The 14944-nt window shown below is 71.3% G+C and carries 13 protein-coding genes; 7 read left to right on the forward strand and 6 right to left on the reverse strand.

Annotated features, from left to right (window positions below):
* Nucleotide 1: 1 nt before the first annotated feature.
* From K6T50_RS04175 to K6T50_RS04185, 3 genes are all read right to left on the reverse strand, one after another.
* A complete protein-coding gene (locus K6T50_RS04175; protein ID WP_225935371.1) occupies nt 2–1288 on the reverse strand; it encodes an ABC transporter substrate-binding protein in 1287 nt (428 codons plus the stop codon).
* A 189-nt stretch (nt 1289–1477) separates the two neighbouring features.
* The gene (locus K6T50_RS04180; RefSeq protein ID WP_222608148.1) at nt 1478–3865 is read right to left on the reverse strand and encodes a DEAD/DEAH box helicase; all 2388 of its coding nucleotides are present in this window, start codon (nt 3863–3865) and stop codon (nt 1478–1480) included.
* 27 nt (nt 3866–3892) lie between these two features.
* A complete protein-coding gene (locus K6T50_RS04185) occupies nt 3893–4327 on the reverse strand; it encodes a restriction endonuclease (protein ID WP_222608149.1) in 435 nt (144 codons plus the stop codon).
* Between the two features lie 228 nt (nt 4328–4555).
* Here K6T50_RS04185 and K6T50_RS04190 point away from each other — a divergent pair, with 228 nt between their 5' ends.
* The 4 genes from K6T50_RS04190 to K6T50_RS04205 all read left to right on the forward strand — a co-directional run bounded on the left by K6T50_RS04190 (nt 4556) and on the right by K6T50_RS04205 (nt 7194).
* Nucleotides 4556–5011 carry a methylated-DNA--[protein]-cysteine S-methyltransferase gene (locus tag K6T50_RS04190; RefSeq protein WP_425601402.1) on the forward strand — a complete coding sequence of 152 codons (456 nt, stop codon included), beginning with the start codon at nt 4556–4558 and terminating at the stop codon, nt 5009–5011.
* A complete protein-coding gene (locus K6T50_RS04195; RefSeq protein ID WP_222608151.1) occupies nt 5008–5490 on the forward strand; it encodes a GIY-YIG nuclease family protein in 483 nt (160 codons plus the stop codon). The genes K6T50_RS04190 and K6T50_RS04195 overlap by 4 nt, the downstream gene beginning before the upstream one ends.
* A 36-nt stretch (nt 5491–5526) precedes the next feature.
* Nucleotides 5527–6723, forward strand: coding sequence for a pyridoxal phosphate-dependent aminotransferase (locus K6T50_RS04200; protein WP_222608152.1), 1197 nt, complete (start codon nt 5527–5529; stop codon nt 6721–6723).
* A gap of 171 nt (nt 6724–6894) precedes the next feature.
* The gene (locus tag K6T50_RS04205) at nt 6895–7194 is read left to right on the forward strand and encodes a HalOD1 output domain-containing protein (RefSeq protein WP_222608153.1); all 300 of its coding nucleotides are present in this window, start codon (nt 6895–6897) and stop codon (nt 7192–7194) included.
* Between the two features lie 69 nt (nt 7195–7263).
* Here K6T50_RS04205 and K6T50_RS04210 read toward each other — a convergent pair whose 3' ends face one another.
* The 3 genes from K6T50_RS04210 to K6T50_RS04220 form a co-directional block, all read right to left on the reverse strand.
* Nucleotides 7264–7452 carry a hypothetical protein gene (locus K6T50_RS04210; protein WP_222608154.1) on the reverse strand — a complete coding sequence of 63 codons (189 nt, stop codon included), beginning with the start codon at nt 7450–7452 and terminating at the stop codon, nt 7264–7266.
* Nucleotides 7453–7528: 76 nt separating this feature from the next.
* On the reverse strand, nt 7529–10594 hold the full coding sequence (locus tag K6T50_RS04215) for an FAD-binding and (Fe-S)-binding domain-containing protein (protein WP_222608155.1): 3066 nt from the start codon (nt 10592–10594) through the stop codon (nt 7529–7531).
* A gap of 84 nt (nt 10595–10678) precedes the next feature.
* Complete coding sequence (locus K6T50_RS04220; protein ID WP_222608156.1) at nt 10679–11500, reverse strand: arylamine N-acetyltransferase family protein; 822 nt, start codon at nt 11498–11500, stop codon at nt 10679–10681.
* A 124-nt stretch (nt 11501–11624) separates the two neighbouring features.
* Between K6T50_RS04220 and K6T50_RS04225 the strand changes: the two genes are divergently transcribed.
* The 3 genes from K6T50_RS04225 (at nt 11625) to K6T50_RS04235 (ending at nt 14939) form a co-directional block, all read left to right on the forward strand.
* The gene (locus tag K6T50_RS04225) at nt 11625–12131 is read left to right on the forward strand and encodes a LutC/YkgG family protein (protein ID WP_222608157.1); all 507 of its coding nucleotides are present in this window, start codon (nt 11625–11627) and stop codon (nt 12129–12131) included.
* A complete protein-coding gene (locus K6T50_RS04230; protein WP_222608158.1) occupies nt 12124–14469 on the forward strand; it encodes an LUD domain-containing protein in 2346 nt (781 codons plus the stop codon). The genes K6T50_RS04225 and K6T50_RS04230 overlap by 8 nt, the downstream gene beginning before the upstream one ends.
* Before the next feature lie 176 nt (nt 14470–14645).
* The gene (locus K6T50_RS04235) at nt 14646–14939 is read left to right on the forward strand and encodes a PRC-barrel domain-containing protein (RefSeq protein ID WP_222608159.1); all 294 of its coding nucleotides are present in this window, start codon (nt 14646–14648) and stop codon (nt 14937–14939) included.
* Nucleotides 14940–14944 lie beyond the last annotated feature (5 nt).

The following is a 14944-nucleotide window of genomic DNA, read 5'->3' on the forward strand; positions in this document are numbered from 1 at the left end:
CTCAGTTGGAGACGGCGTCGACGAAGCCCTGTGTGGCGGCGTCGACGTTGTAGGGCCCGGAGAACTCGCTGGAGACCACGTCGTTGAGCGAGGAGCGTGTCTCCGCGGAGATCCCGAGACCGTGCTGGATGTTCGGCGGTCGCCGATCGGCGTTGGCGAAGTCCTCCGCCGTCTGTTGCAGGTACGGGCCGAACTCGGACATGTCGACGTCCGTCCGCGTCGGGATCGATCCCTTGAACTGGTTGAACGCGATCTGTGCGGCCTCGCCGCCGACGAACTCGAGCCACGTCCGCGTGTTCTCGGGCGTCGGGTTGTTCGACGGGTACAGGAACGAGTCGAAGTGGAGGGTGTACATGCCCTCCGTGCCGGGGAACGTCTTGAATCCCCAGTCGGACTCGTACTCGAAGTCCTCGGCGTTGCGGTAGGCGCCCGCCGCCCAGTTACCCTGATGGATGAACGCGGCGTTGCCCTCGATGATGTTCTGGTTGGACTCCGTCAGCCCGATCGAGGCGGCGTCCTCGTTGATGTAGTTCTCGAAAATCGTCGCCATCGACTCGAAGGCGCTCCGGACGGCGTCCTCCGAGGGGCTCCCCTCGACGAAGTTCATGTACTCGTCGTAGCCGGCCTGTCCGAGCAGCACCGCCCCGAAGAACTGCGTCGTCGTCCACGTGCCGCTGGCGCCGTGGGTCATGGGGACGGCGTCGGTCTCGCTGGCGACCGTCTCCATCGCGTCGATCAACGCGGAGACGCTGTTCAGCGAGGACGGGTCGACGCCCGCTTCCTCGACGACCGAGGTGTTGTAGAACAGGCAGTTCAGGCGGTGAGAGCCCAGCGGGACGGCACGGAACGCGCCGTCGTACTGGTGGAGGTCCACCGCCTCCTGCACGTGACTGTCGGTGAAGCCGGCCTCCTCCCAGAGGTCGGAGATGTCGCCGAGCACGCCCTCGTAGCGCGCGAGGTTGGGGCCCGGCCAGTTCGCGAACGAACTCGGCGGGTTGTCGTTCTGCAGCCGGTTGGCGACGACGGCGTCCAGGTTCTGGTTGCCGCCCCCGCCGATGGGGTTCATGTCCAGTTCCGTGTCCGGATACTCCTCGTTGAACGCCTCCTCGAGCGCCTCGGCGGCCGTCGCACCGTCGCCGCCGGTCCAGCCGTGCAGCACCTCGACGGGACCGCCGCCCCCGCCGCCGCCGATGCCCGCACAGCCCGCCAGTCCGACCATGCCGGCCGCCCCGAGGCCGCCGGCGCCTTTCAGTACGTCTCGTCGGTTGAGTTCCGTGTCCTTCATCATCGTTCCTCCGTGCGTGGAGTCATCTCACGATTCTGGTAGCGGGTACTTAAGGCTTGCCGATATTTACTCCCGTCCGAATGAAAATATGGTACAACGGGCGTTGTACCTCCCGATCTCGGGGGATCCGTCGGGACGACGGTGGCGATGTGCCGACGGCGACGAAGGGGCGAATCCGGCCGACAGCCGCGGTCAGTCGTCCGTCCCGTCCGTCGACGCGTCCGGAACCGGCTCGTCGGTTCCGGCGAGCGCGTTCAGCAGGGTGACGGCTTCGGGCTTCGAGAGCGGCTCGTTCGCGTTGCCGCAGTGGGGCGACTGGACGCAGGCGGGACAGCCGTCGGCGCAGTCGCAGGCGGCGATCAGCCGCGCCGTCCGCGCGAGCAGGCGGTCGGCCTCGCGGTACGACTCCCGCGTCAGCCCCACGCCGCCGGGGTAGCCGTCGTAGATGAACACGGTCGACTGGCCGGTGTGGGGGTGAAACGGGGTCGAGACGCCGCCGATGTCCGCGCGGTCGCACAGGAGATCCAGCGGCATGAGCGAGATCGAGCCGTGTTCGGCGGCGTGGATCCCCCCGTTGAACCCCGCGTCGCCGCGCCCGGCCTCGGCCGCTACTTCTCGCATCTCCCCCTCCACGTCCGCGGGGACGGTGTAGTACAGCGCCCGCGTCCGCAACTCCGTCTCCGGGAGCTCCAGCGCCTCCGAGCCGATCGTCTCGCCCGTGGAGCCGTCTTTGCGCTCGAAGCCGGTGATCTGCTCGGTCACGGTCACGTCCGCGAACCGGACCTCGGTGTCCTCGCGCGCGCCGAGCGGTCGCGACCGCAGGTCCTCGTTGACGACCACGTCCTTGTCGGTCAGCACCCGGGTGTAGTAGTCGGCCCACGTGGGTCGGAGTCGGGCCACGTCGCGGTCGAGGTCAAGCTCGTCGACCTCGTAGGTCTGGCCCTGGTGGTGGTAGACGGCGCCCGGATGGGCGTCGCGCAGGGCGTCGCCGAACGACAGCGACGCGATCACGTCGTCCGTGCGGGCGTCCATGAGGTCGATCTCGCGGTCGTCGATCGTCCGGAGGCTCATCGAGTGCTGGGCGCTCCCCGGGCCGTCGTACGCCCAGCGCGGCCCACGGGAGGTGTCCATCAGTTCCAGCGTTCCGTCCGCCTCCAGCGACTCGACGACCGACACGAAGGAGTCGCCGAAGTGGGACGCGTCCTCGGGCCGGAGCCAGTTCTCGTCGGCGGCGCTGGCGACGTGGCTCGGCAGCAACTCGCCGTTCTCGGGGTCGATCATCGCGCGCTCGGGGTCGCCCTCGAACAGATCATCGGGGTTCGTCATGAGGTACTGGTCGAGTTGGTCCTCGCCGCCGACCATGACCACGAGCGCGTCGTCGGTGCCGCGGCCGGCGCGGCCCGCCTGCTGGAACGCCGACATCCGGGTTCCGGGGTAGCCGTCGAGGATCACGGCGTCGAGACCGCCCACGTCGACGCCGAGTTCGAGCGCGTTCGTCGACCACACGCCGGCAACCTCGCCCGAGTGCAGCCCCGACTCGATCTCCCGGCGGCGCTCGTTCGTCAGGCTCGCCTGGTACGCCTCGACCCGTCCGGCGAGGTCGTGCTCGCCCCGCTGGCGCAGTTCCTTCGCCGAGTCGCTGGCGTAGCGCTCGGCCGTCTGGCGCGCCCGCGTGAACACGAGCGTCTGGAGCCCCTCCTGCACCAGATCGCAGAAGAGCCGTTTCGTCTCGGTGTGACTCGACCGCCGGCGCCCGGACTGCTGATCCGCCTGACGGCCCTCGTACTCCGGCGGGTTCCACAGCAGCCAGTGGCGCGGCCCGCGGGCGGAGGCGTCCTCGTCGACGAGCGTGAAGCCGGACTCGGGACGCGCGGTCACCCGCGCTGCGTGCTCGACGGGGTTGCCGATGGTCGCCGAGCAGCAGACGAACTGCGGGTCGGCGCCGTAGCGCTCGCAGATCCGGTTCAGCCGCCGCATGACGAGCGCGACGTGGCTGCCGAACACGCCGCGATAGCCGTGTACCTCGTCGATGACCACGGTTTCGAGCGATCCGAAGAACCACTCCCAGTGCTTGTACGCCCACGGGAGCAGCCCGTAGTGGAGCATGTCGGGGTTCGAGAGGAGAACCGTCGGCTGTCGGTCGCGCACGTCGCGCTTTTCGGACTTCGACAGGCGGCCGGTGTACTGGTCGACGGAGACGCGCGAGCCGAACCCCAGTCCGTGCGCCAGCCCCGAGAGCGTCTCCTCCTGATCGGCGATGAGCGCGTTCTGCGGCGCGAGATACAGCGTCCGGCCGCCGTGGTCCATCGCGCGCTCGAAGGCGGGGACGGTGTACGCGAGCGACTTCCCGCTGGCGGTCCGGGTGGCGAGCACCACGTCGTCGCCGTCGCGGACGGCCTCGACCGCCCGCGCCTGATGGTCGTACAGCGAGTCGATCCCCTCGTCTGCGAGCGCGCTCGCGAGCCGCGGCTCTAGGTCCACGTCGGCGAGGGCGGCCTCACGGCCGGGAAGCGTCCGCCGGTCCGCGATCTGCCCCTCGTAGTACGGGCGTGATCGGAGCCACTCGACGGTGTCGTCCACGGTGATCACGGGTAGGGGCTGGCGCGCTTACCGGTTGCGGTCGTCGCCGTCGCCGTCCTCGTCGTCGACGGCGGACGGGAGCGCGACGCCCGCGTCGCGGGCCAGCGCGACGAGCCCGACGCCGTCGTACACGTCGACCGGCGCGGACCGGGCACGGTCGACCGCGTCCGGCTCGACCTTGTCGACGGTCGCGAGCACGGCGAAGGAAAGGCCCCGTTCGGCCGCGAGGGTCGCGAACTCCTCGACGTCGGCCTCGGTCACGGGAGTGCGGCGAAGGGCGACGACCGCCCGCTCGGGCGGGGCGTCCGACCGCTCGCGAACGAGCGACAGCTCGACGGTCCCGTCGGGGGTCACGGGCGCGACCGTTGCCTCGAACGCCGGCCAGATCCCGCCCAGTCGCTCGGCGAAGGCGGCGAACTCTCCGTCCGGGAGCGCGGCGAGTCGATCGGCCGGGTGGCGCACGTTCCGGGGTACGGTCCCCCCGGCGAAAAACCGCATCGGTCCCGGCTCGTCTCCTCCCGATTCGCCCCGTCCGGTTCCGTGTCCCCGTCCCGAGCGACGACGAGTTCCCGGCCGCCCTCGTCGTGACTCGGCGCTCGTCGCTCCCCGTGTCGCCGCCGGGTTGATTACCTCACGGTCGTCACCCTTCGTATGGACCCGACGGCGAAGCGGGCGGAATACGACGACCCGGTGACGGTCGCGGTCCCCGGCGGCCGGCTCACGCTCGACGCGTCGTACGTCGACGGCGAGGCGGATGAGATCAGGCGGCAGGCGCGCGAGTACCGCGAGGGAACCCGGACGGCGTTCGACCTCGACGTTCGGTATCCCGACGGCTTCACCGGCCGGGTGATGGGCGCGATGGCGGCGATCCCGTACGGCGAGACGCGGACCTACGGCGACCTCGCCGACGACCTCGACAACGCGCCCCAGCCGGTCGGCGCCGCCTGCGGGCGCAACCCGGTCCCGCTCGTCGTCCCGTGCCACCGCGTCGTCGCCGCCGACGGGCTCGGCGGCTTCTCCGCGGACGGCGGCCCCGAACTCAAGCGCCACCTGCTCGATCACGAGCGCAGCGACTCCGTGCAGGTCACCCTCGGCGACGCCGACACCGATGTCGACGGCGGTGGCGACGCGGACGCACAGCCGTGAGCGACGCCGGTACCTACACGCTGGTGTTCGCCGTTCCCGAGGCGATCGCCGTCGAGGTCGGCGCGCTCGGCGTCCGGGAGCTTCCCGCTGGGGCGTACGCCTACACGGGGAGCGCGCTCGGCGCCGGCGGCTTCTCGCGCATCGACCGCCACCGCCGGGTCGCCGCCGGCGAGCACGACGTGCGCCACTGGCACGTCGACTACCTCGGCGCCCACGACGCCGTCTCGCTGGCGACGGTCGAGCGCCTCGGCGGCGGCCGCGACGAGGAGTGCCGCCTCGCGCGGGCGGTCGCGACCGGGGCACCGGACGGCGACCCGGTCCCCGGCTTCGGCGCCTCCGACTGCGACTGCCCGTCCCACCTCGCGCGGTTCGACGCCGTCGCGGCCGCGGAAGAAGCGGTGGCGACAGCGTACGACGAGCTTCGGGAGGTCGAGGAAGCCGATGAGAACCGTGCATCCGACGCGTCGAACGCGCGCTGACGGAGCGCTTTTGGGTGCGGCCCCGAACCCGGCGGTATGTTCCCGCCGCTCGCGTACCTGCAGTGGATCGAGGGGCGTCCGGCCGCAGCCGAGCACGATCTCGGATCCAGCGACCTCCGGCGCCTGCCCGCCGGTGACCCCGACGACCCCGTTCCGCCCCGACTACGCGGGCGTTCCGCTCCCGAGTACGACCGATCGCTGCGCGAGCGCGTCGCCGCCGAGTACGGGGTCGACGAGGCGAACGTGCTGCTCACCGCGGGGGCGACCCACGGCGGCTTCCTCGCGTCCGCGACCGCGGCGGCCCTCGCCCGCGAGCGCGACGGCGGACGCGACGGCGACGCCGCCGCGAGCGCCTCCTTCCACGCCGGCGGAGCCGACGGCCCCCGCCCGTGGGCGCTCGTCGAGGAACCGGGCTACGAACCGCTGGTCGAAACGCCGCGCGGGATCGGCAGCCGGGTCGCACGCTTTCGCCGGCCCGGACCGGCGTACGACCTCGATCCCGAGCGCGTCGCGGCGGCGGCAGCCGACCTCGCGGGGCCGCTCGCGCACGTCACGGTCACCAACCGGCACAACCCGACGGGCGCCCTGACCGACCGCGCGACGCTCGCGGCGACCGCCGAGGTCGCCGCCGACCGCGGCGGCTTCCTACTCGTCGACGAGGTGTACGCGCCCTACACCGTCGGCGCGGACGGCGAGGGACGCAGTGACGAGACAGCTGCAATCGGCGGCGCCTTCGGCGGCCCGACTGGCGCCGGGCTGCCGGCCACCGTCACGGTCGGCTCGCTCACGAAGTTTCACGGGCTGGGCGGGCTCCGCGTCGGCTGGATCACCGGCCCCCAGGCGTTCGTCGAGCGCGCGCGGCTGGTGGAACACCACGTCCCCGCGCTCGCCGCGCCGAGCGTCGCGCTCGCGCGCCGCTTCTTCGCCCACCGCGACGACCTCGTCGGCGACGCTCGCGAGCACTGCCGCCGGAACCACGAGCTGCTCGCGGCGTTCCTCGACGGTCGCGACGACCTCGCCGGATCCGTCGAACCGGGGTCGCCGTTCGCGTACCTCGAACACGAGCGGGTCGACGGCGACGCGGTGAGCGAGGCGGCATGGGACGCCGGCATGCTCGTCGTCCCCGGGCGCTTCTTCGGGCTGGACGACGGCGTCCGCGTCTCGCTGGGACGGGCGCCCGACGACTGTGCGGCGGCGCTCGAGGCGTTCGGCCGGGTTCTTGACGGACTCTGAGGCCCCGTCGCGTCATCGTGCCGTCATGGCTTCGTCTGACGGATGTTTTTGTGACCACAAGTCAACGAACTGTCGCAAGGAAGTCGCCGGAGTGCGAGTCCGCGACGCGGCGGGAGATCCGCCGTGTCGACGATGTCGCATCTCACAGGCGGCCCGGACCATGACCTTACGATGACACGGACATCAACGACCGAAGAGGCTGAAATCGACGACCGCGACACGACCGATCCCGCCGGGGACGGCTCTCCAGTCTCGGCGGTCATCGGCGCCGTCGCCGCGGTCGAGAACGTCGACCCCGTGGAACTGAACACGACTCTCCAGGGTGCCGTCGACGCCGACGCGCTCGCGTCGCTCGCGCGTCACGAGGGGAGCGAGTGGCGTCTGGAGTTCCCCCTCGGCGACCACGAGGTCGCCGTCGAGGGTGGCGGAACCGTCGTCGTCGACGACCGCGTCTTCTCGAACCAGTTTTGAGCGCGGCGCGACGCGCTCGACCGCAGCCACGGCAGCCCGCGCTCCTCCCGCGGGGCCGACCCGTCCGTGCTACTCCTCGTCGCCGCGATACCCGCGTCCGAACGAGTAGCCCGCGACGATCGCGAACACGGCGAACAGCCCGAGGAGGAACCCCACGGCACGGTCCGCGAACGGGACGCCGTCGAGCGAACCAGTGACGTACAGCGCGGCGAGGACGGTGAAAAAGCCGAACAGCGGGAGGGCGGTGAGTCGGTTCATACCGACGGCTGGGTACGATCCCTGTTAACAGTATCGCGGCGACGGGGAATCCCGGCGGCGTCGCCCGGGACGGTGATCACCGGAGCGCCTCGGCGACCTTCTCGACCGGATGCGGCGGGTCGCCGTCGGCGTCGTCCCGTTCGGCGAGCTGCGACCGGCAGGAGGCGCCGGGCGCGGTGACCGCCTCGCCGGGGCTGTCGTCGACCTGGTCGAAGAGGATGGACGCGATGGACCTGCTCATCGAGTGGTGTTCGGCCTCGTAGCCGAAGCTTCCGGCCATCCCGCAGCAGGTGGAGTCCAGCGGGTCGACCTCGTAGCCGGCGCGCCGGAGCACGCCGACCGCGTGGTGGTCCTTCTTCGTCGCCTTCTGGTGGCAGTGCCCGTGGTACGTGAGCGACCCCTCCCCCGCCAGATCCATCGACTCGTCGAGCCGGAAGGCGTCGACGTACTCCAGCACGCCGTAGCTGTTGGCGGCGACGTTGGCGGCGGCCGCCGAGTCGTGGAGGTCGAGGAGATCCGACTGGAGCATCACGGCCTCACTGGGCTCGACGACGACCACGTCGCGGCCGGCGTCGACGCGGGGGGCCAGATCCTCGACTGCGGCGGCGGTGCGCTCGCGCGCCGTGTCGAGAAAGCCCATGCTGTGTGCCGGCCGGCCGGTGTCCTCCACGTTCGCGAGTTCGACGCGGACGCCCGCCGCTTCGAGCACCCGGACCGCAGCCTTCCCGGCGTCTGGATGGTTGTAGTTGGTGTACGTGTCGGGGACGAGCACGGCGACACGTTCTGCGTCCGCCTCTGCGACTGCCGGGCCGCCCCGGGACTCGAACCAGTCGCGCAGCGTCGTCCGGTGGAACTCCGGGAGGTCGCGCTCGGCGGCGATCCCGAGGAGCTTCTCCCCCAGAAATCCCGAGCCCGGGAGCCTCGTCGCCCAGTTCGACACCGGCGCCAGCGCCGACCCGACCCGCGAGAGGAGGTTGACGTTCGCGAACAGGCGGTCGCGGAGGCTCGGGCCCTCGCGCTCGTGGCGCTCGTGGACGACCTCGGCCTTCAGCTTCGCCATGTCGACGCCGCTGGGGCAGTTGCGCTTACACCCCTTGCAGCCGACACACAGGTCCATCACCTCGCTCGTGAACTCCTCGGAGAACGGGTCCTCGGGCAGATCGCCCGACATCGCCCCGCGCAGGAGGTTCGCGCGGCCGCGGGTGCTCTGGATCTCCTCGTCGGCCGCACGGAAGGTGGGGCACATCACGCCGCCGGTCGTCGACTGCCCGCCGCGACAGCCGCCGCAGCCGTGACACAGCTCCGTCATCCCCTGAAAGCCGTTCTCGTTGTCCCAGTTCAGCTCCGGCTCGAACCCCGCGTCGAAGGCGTACTCGGGGTCGAACCGGAGGTGCTCGGTGAGACTGTGATCGCCACAGACGTTCCCGGGGTTCAGGAGCCAATCCGGATCGAAGGCGGTCTTGAGGTCGCGGAAGGTCGACCAGAGGTCGTCGCCGTACAGCTTCCGGTTCCACTGGGTCCGGGCGCGACCGTCGCCGTGCTCGCCCGAGACGCTGCCGCCGTACTTCACGACCAGGTCGCTGGCGCCGTCGGCGATGCGCTCGAACTGGTCGAGTCCCTCGACCGTCTTGGTGTCGACCAGCGGCCGGATGTGGAGCACGCCGGGGCCCGCGTGGGCGTAGAAGGACGCGAACGTCCCGACCTCCTCCAGCAGCGCCTGGAAGTCGGCGGCGTAGTCCGCGAGGTGCTCCGGCGGCACCGCGCAGTCCTCGATGAACGACATGTGCTTGGCGTCGGACGTGCGGCTGAGGAGGATCGGCATCCCCGCCTTGCGCATCTTCCAGAACGTCGCGCGGCGCTCGGGGTCGTGCGCCTCCAGCGCGTGCGTTGCGAACACCTCGTCCCCGGCGTCGACGCGGTCCTCGCTCGCCTCGCCCTCCGTGTCGACCCCGGGGCAGCGGTCGGCGACCAGGTCGGCGACCTTCCGTCGTCCGTCCTCGTCGCTGTCGGCGTAGAACTCCACGAGCAGCGTCGAGTCGGTGCCCTCGGGGAGCAGCCCGACGACGTCGCCGAACTCGGCCGTCTCCCGCGCGAGATCGAGGAACGTGTCGTCCATCACCTCGACGGCGGCGGGGGCGTGGTCGAGGATCCGCGCCACGTCCTCCATCGCGTCCAGCAGCGAGTCGTAGGTGAGCATCGCGACCGCCTTCGTCTCGGGCACCTCCACCAGCGAAACGGTCGCCTCGGTGACGATCCCGAGCGTCCCCTCGCTGCCGCACATGAGCCGCGCGAGGTTCACCGTCCCCGGCTGGCCGGGCTCGTCGGCGCCGACGCCCTGCCCGCCCCACTCCCCCCGCGCCTCCTCGACGAGCACGTCGAGGTTGTACCCCGAGACGTTGCGCTTCATGTCCGGGTAGCGCGCGGTCACCTCCTCGCTCTCCTCGTCGATGACCCGGACGAGTTCGGCGTAGATCCGCTCCAGCAACTCCCCGTCGGGGTCGGCCGCCTCGCGCATCGTCGCCACCTCGATCTCGCCGAACGTCTCGACGGAGCCGTCGGCGAGGACGACCTCGCAGGACTCGACGTACGCGTCGGTCTTGCCGTACTTCAGCGAGTGCGACCCGGTGGAGTTGTTGCCGATCGCGCCGCCGATCGCGGACTTGTCGCGCCACGCCGGATCCGGCGCGAACTTCAGGCCGTGCGGGGCGGCCGCCTCGTTGAGCTCCTCGACGATGCAGCCGGCGTCGACGGTCGCCTCGCGCGCGTCGGGGTCGAGATCGCGGATCTCGTCCATGTACTTCGTGAAATCGAGGACGACGGCCTCGTTCACCGCCTGGCCGGCCAGCGACGTGCCGCCGCCGCGGGGGAGCACCGGGATCTCCCGCTCGGCGCAGTACGCCATCACGGCGGCCACGTCGTCGGTGGACCGCGGGAGGACGACGCCGATGGGGGTCTGCTGGTACGCGGAGGCGTCCGTCGCGTACAGCTGTCTGGAGTACGTGTCGAAGCGAACGTCGCCCTCCACGAGTTCCTCCAGGTCGTCCACGAGTCCCGGTCGGGCCACGTCCTCGGAGACGTAGTCGTAGTCGGCGTCGGTCAGGTCCGGCCCGCCGTCGGGCGGGGACGGGAGATCGGAAGACATCGAACGGATCGTGGTGGACGTGGGAGTCACATAAGCCCGCGGGGAGCCGGCGAATGCGGCGTCGATGCCAGCCCCGCGCCCCGGTCACCCGGGCTCGTAGGCGAGCCCGAACTCCTCGCGGGCGACCACGTCCCAGGACGCGGGTGCGACCGGCTCCGACGTCTCCTCGCCCCGCTCGAACCGGACGAGTTCGTCGGGCCGAAGCTTCAGATGGCCGTCCGTGGTCGCCCGCGACACCACCGGGTCGCCGGTGAACGGAGACTCCGGGGCGGCCGTGAGGTACTCGCAGGCGGCCGCGTAGAAGGAGCATTCGCGGGCGACGGTCCTGAAGCGATAGCGGACGGTCCACTCCTCGTCCCCGATCCGACGGTACTCCGTCCGGTAGTCGGCGTCCGGGCGCTCGCTCTCGCGCACGCGCCACGACACGCCGGCCTCGTCGGTCAGGTGTTCGCCCGACAGCGGCGTCGGACGGCGCATCGTCGGCACGCCCATCCCCACGTCGGCGACGACCGGCGTCGCCGCGTCGGGGAGCGAGACGAGCGTCGTCTGGTGGTTCGCCGGCGGGTGGCCGGGGTCGTCGGCGCCGTCGGCGACGCGCGCGGCTACCCGCGTCACGTCGAAGCCCACCGCGGAGAGCAGCGTCCGGAACAGCTCGTTCAGCTCGTAGCAGAAGCCGCCGCGGCCGTCCCCGCGGTCGACGATCTTCCCGTACAGCGCGTCCGGATGTCGGTCCACGCCCTCCGCGTCGTCCGCGCGGTGCGGGTGGCCGGCGACCGAGAGCGTCTCGAACGGGACCGACCGGACGTGCGCTCGCTGGAGCCGGCGGAGCCCCTCGCGGTCGACCGAGACCGTCGCGGGGTCGACGCCGATACGGGCGAGATGGCGCGTCGTGCGCTCGGTGTCCATGGCGGTGCGACGGCGCCCGGCGGCAAAAGCCGTCCCTGAAGCGCGTTTCAGTCGGCGGATGCGACCCGGACGGCGGTCCCGACACAACAACAGCCAAGGGAACCCGGTACGGTACGAAGTCACAATGAGCTCGGACACGCTCTCGGCGTTCGTCGCCGGCGCCGAGGACCACCACGCGAGCGTCCACCGGTCCGCGCCCGACGCGGTCGCGGGGACCGTCGCCGACCTGATCGACCCGCCGGCGGTCGGGGTCCGGCTCCCGGACGAGCTCGACCTCCCCGAGGGCGTCGCGACAGATCCGACGCCTGCGGAGCTTGACGCCGCGAACACGGGGATCAGCGCCGCACGCCTCGCGATCGCGGACTACGGGACGGTCGTGCTGGAGTCCGACGCCGCCGGCAGCGAGGCGGTCTCGCTGTTCCCCGAGCGTCACGTCGCGGTGGTGCGCGCTGGCGACGTGGTCCCAGGGATGCGCGAGGCGATGGCAGCCCTCGGCGACCGCCTCCGCGACGGCGCGAGCGAGGTGCTCGCGACGGGGCCATCCGCGACCGCCGACATGGGTGACCTCGTGATCGGCGCGCACGGACCCAGGGACGTCGAGATCGTCCTCGTGGAGGACCGCGATGAGTAAGCCCGACTCGCGCGCCGAGACGGCCGCCCGGATCCGCCACCTGCTGGAGACGGAGGGCGACGCCGTCGCCGAGAACACGCGCGGGTTCAACCGCGGGCGCCACGAGGCGGTCCGGGAGCTGGAGGACTACGAGGCGCTGAAGTCGGAGGCGCGGGCGATCAAGGAGGACGCGATCGAGCGGCTGCCCGAGTTGATCGACGACCTCCGCGAGGCGGTCGAGGCGAACGGCGGCCGCGTGTACGTCGCCGACGACGCCGCGGACGCGAACGCGTACGTTCGCGAGGTGGTCGACGGGGGTACCGTCGTCAAGAGCAAGTCGATGACGACCGAGGAGCTGGAGTTGAACGAGGCACTGGAGGCCGACGGCGCGGCCGTCACCGAGACGGACCTGGGCGAGTGGGTGCTCCAGTTGGCCGACGAGGCGCCGAGCCACATCGTCGGCCCCGCGATCCACAAATCGCGCGAGGGCATCGCCGACCTGTTCGCCGAGACGTTCGACCTCGCGGGCGAGGACCGTCCAGAGACCGCCGAGGAGCTGACCCGGTTCGCCCGCGAGCGGCTCCTCCGGGACATCCGCGAGGCCGACGTGGGCGTCACGGGCGCGAACTTCCTCGCCGCGGACTCGGGGACGATGGCGCTGGTCACCAGCGAAGGCAACGCCAGAAAGACCGCCGTCGTCCCCGACACGCACGTCGCCGTCGCGGGCGTCGAGAAGGTGATCCCGACCGTCGAGGACCTCGCGCCGTTCGTCGAGCTCATCGGTCGCTCGGGGACGGGCCAGGACATCACCTCCTACGTCTCGCTGCTCACGCCGCCGGTGGCGTCGCCCCCGGTCGACTTCTCGGACCTGGAGTCCCCGATCGCGGCCTCGGGGACCGCCGCCGGCGACGGCGCGACCGAGGCCCACCCCGACAGAGAGTTCCACCTCGTGCTCGTCGACAACGGCCGGCTGGCGATGCGCGAGGACGACGACCTCCGGGAGACGCTGTACTGCATCCGCTGTGGCGCCTGCTCGAACTCGTGCGGCAACTTCCAGTCGGTCGGGGGCCACGCCTTCGGCGGCGAGACGTACTCCGGCGGCATCGCCACCGGCTGGGAGGCCGGCGTCGAGGGGCTCGACACGGCCGCCGAGTTCAACGACCTCTGTACCGGCTGCTCGCGCTGTGTGCCGGCGTGCCCCGTGAAGATCGACATCCCGTGGATCAACACCGTCGTCCGTGACCGGATCAACCGCGGCGGCGACCCAGGAAGGTTCGACCCGCTCGTCGAAGGACTCACCCCCGACGACGAAACCGGAGGCCTGGACCCATCGAAACGCCTGTTCGGGAACTTCGACGCCCTGGCGAAGCTGGGAAGCGCGACGGCGCCGCTGTCGAACTGGGGGGCGAGCCTCGGGCCGGTGCGCGCGGCGATGGACCGCTGGCTCGGGATCGCCCCCGAGCGCGACCTGCCGACGTTCGAGCGCGAGACGCTCGTCGACTGGTTCGAGTCGCGGGGCGGCCCCCGCGTGAGCGAGGGGATGGCGCGTCGGGAGGCCGTCGTCTACCCCGACACCTACACGAACCACGTCGCCGTCGACCGCGGGAAGGCGGCCGTCCGAACCCTCGAAGCGCTCGGCGTCCGCGTGCACGTCCCGGCGTCGACCGCCGTCGCGAGCGGCCGCGCGCCGCTGTCGCAGGGGATGGTCGAGACGGCCCGCGGGAAGGCCGAGCGCTGTCGCAACGCGCTGCTCGCGGAGATCGACGCCGGCCGCGACGTGGTCGTGATCGAGCCGAGCGACCTGGCGGCGTTCGAGCGCGAGTACGAACGGCTGCTCCCGGAGGCGGACGCGACGGCGCTGGCGGACGGTTGTTATGAGGTGCTGGAGTACGTGTACGGCCTGCTGGAGAACGGGGCGGATCCGGCCGGCCTCACCGCGGCCGGAGACAGCAACGCGACCGGCGGCGACGACGACAACGGCGATTGCGACGACCGCGACATCGACGACGACCGCGACCGCGACGACGGCGACGGCATCACGGTCGCGTACCACGCCCACTGCCAGCAGCGGACGCTGGATCTGGAGGCCCACACCGTCGCGGTGCTGGAGCGCCTCGGCTACGACGTGACCACCTCCGAGACGGAGTGTTGCGGGATGGCCGGCAGCTTCGGCTACAAGTCGGCGTACTACGAGCTGTCGATGGACGTGGGCGAGCCGCTGGCCGAGCAGTTCTGCGACGCCGACCGGGTGCTCGCCTCGGGGACCTCCTGCTGTGAGCAACTGGACGCGCTGCTCGGGCCGTCGACCGAAGGGTCGACGGAGCATCCGATCGAGGCGATCTCGCCGCCCGAGGGGTAGCCGTCGCCCGAGGGGTAGCCGTCGCCCGCGCGGTAGCCGCCGCCCGTGCGAAGTCGCGGCGCGACCCTCGCTGCGGTGTCCCCTCGCCAGGACCGGGAACGGGCGTCCGCCCAACGTCTGACGCGTGTAAGCCCGCGAGGAACGATTTTAAGACCCGCCCCGCCGATCTGCGGGACATGAACGCAGACGCGGCGCCACAGGAGATCACGACTCTCGTGGGGAGGGAGGTCTACTCCAACAACGGCGTGTTCGTGGGGGAAGTCGAGGACGTGCGCCTCGACCTGGATTCGGAGGCCGTCACCGGGCTCGCGCTGTCGCAACTCAGCGACGAGCTGTTCGCCACCCGGGTCGATCCCGGAAAGGGCGTGATGATCCCGTACCGGTGGGTGCGTGCCGTCGGCGACGTGATCCTCATCAACGACACCATCGAGCGCCTCAAGGACGAGAACAACGAGGAAGCGGTCGCGTAACGACC

Origin of the sequence: Halobaculum magnesiiphilum, from assembly GCF_019823105.1 — an archaeon.
Taxonomy (GTDB): Archaea; Halobacteriota; Halobacteria; order Halobacteriales; family Haloferacaceae; genus Halobaculum; species Halobaculum magnesiiphilum.

Excerpts from the sequence above, each read along its gene's own strand:
- K6T50_RS04175 (WP_225935371.1), bottom strand. The coding sequence starts at position 1,288 with ATGATGAAGGACACGGAACTCAACCGACGAGACGTACTGAAAGGCGCC.
- K6T50_RS04200 (WP_222608152.1), top strand. The coding sequence starts at position 5,527 with ATGTTCCCGCCGCTCGCGTACCTGCAGTGGATCGAGGGGCGTCCGGCC.
- K6T50_RS04205 (WP_222608153.1), top strand. The coding sequence starts at position 6,895 with ATGACACGGACATCAACGACCGAAGAGGCTGAAATCGACGACCGCGAC.
- K6T50_RS04210 (WP_222608154.1), bottom strand. The coding sequence starts at position 7,452 with ATGAACCGACTCACCGCCCTCCCGCTGTTCGGCTTTTTCACCGTCCTC.
- K6T50_RS04215 (WP_222608155.1), bottom strand. The coding sequence starts at position 10,594 with ATGTCTTCCGATCTCCCGTCCCCGCCCGACGGCGGGCCGGACCTGACC.
- K6T50_RS04220 (WP_222608156.1), bottom strand. The coding sequence starts at position 11,500 with ATGGACACCGAGCGCACGACGCGCCATCTCGCCCGTATCGGCGTCGAC.
- K6T50_RS04225 (WP_222608157.1), top strand. The coding sequence starts at position 11,625 with ATGAGCTCGGACACGCTCTCGGCGTTCGTCGCCGGCGCCGAGGACCAC.
- K6T50_RS04230 (WP_222608158.1), top strand. The coding sequence starts at position 12,124 with ATGAGTAAGCCCGACTCGCGCGCCGAGACGGCCGCCCGGATCCGCCAC.
- K6T50_RS04235 (WP_222608159.1), top strand. The coding sequence starts at position 14,646 with ATGAACGCAGACGCGGCGCCACAGGAGATCACGACTCTCGTGGGGAGG.